1 protein-coding gene is annotated in these 1,030 nt (G+C 63.2%); it reads right to left on the bottom strand.

Annotated elements, in window-relative coordinates:
- The coding region (locus tag AC0CMF_RS25230; RefSeq protein WP_472482577.1) for an IS481 family transposase at positions 1–1,020 on the bottom strand (1,020 nt) is incomplete at its 3' end.
- Positions 1,021–1,030 lie beyond the last annotated feature (10 nt).

Genomic DNA, 1,030 nt, shown 5'->3' with positions numbered 1-1,030 from the left:
CGTTCCGGGGGCTTTTTTCAGTCCGTCGACGAAGGCCTTGAGGGGTGTTCGTCCGCCCATGTTGCGGCCCTGATGGGGGCGCCTGGTGTTGTAGAGGGCGAGCCAGTCGTCGAGCACCGCCTGCATCTCCTCGATGGTGTCGAACCACGTTCTGCGGCCTTCGACGCGGAAGTGCTCGTCGAGTACGGTGCGGTGGAAGCGCTCGACGATGCCGTTCGACTGCGGCCGCCTGACCTTGGTCGTCCGGTGCTCAATCTCCTCCAGTTGCAGGAAGAGTTCATAAGGATGCTGGTCGGGCCGGCCGCAGAACTCGCGGCCGTTGTCGGACAGCACCGTCTCGATCCGGGCATCATGGGCCTCGAAGGTGGGTATGACATCATTGTTGAGGATGTGAACGGCGGTCACCGGCAGCTTGGACGGATAGAGCCGGGCCCAGGCGTAACGGCTGTGACAGTCGATGGCCGATTGCATGTAGATCTTGCCGATCCCCTTGAGCGTTCCGACAAAAAAAGTATCGACGGCAACAAGACTGCCCGTGTGCGGGGCCTCGATATGGCGCTCGCGGAACTCCGGCGAGAAGCGCTCCAGCAGCCGGGTCTGCTCCTCGCTCAGTTCGAAGGTCCGCTCGGCAGTAGCCTTCTCCAGCCTGAGCAGGCGCTCGTGCCTGGTGAGCAGGCCATGGCGCTGCCAGACCCCGCGTACGCCTCCGGCAGAGACGGCAAGGCCCTTGAGCCGCAACTCCTGCTCGACGCGCAGCGCGCCGTGACAGGGATGATCAAGGGCATGAGCCAGCACCGCCGCTTCGATCTCCGCAGGCATGCGGTTGGGGTGCGGGCCCTTCGCGCCGGGCAGCCGGTCGATCAGGCCTTCAGCTCCATAGGTCTGGAAATTGCGCCGGATCTCATAGAACTGCTGGCGCGAATAGCCCATCACCTTGCAGGCACGGCTGACATTGGAAAGTTCGCTCGCAAGGTCCAGCAGAGACAGCTTCCGCCGTGCTATCTTGTCCTTCGTGGTCATGTTCGTTGTC

It is taken from the genome of Pannonibacter sp. CBAS1226 (assembly GCF_055685825.1).
Note: the sequence above shows the minus strand (reverse complement) of the source record. Positions and strands in the feature narration are given on the sequence as shown.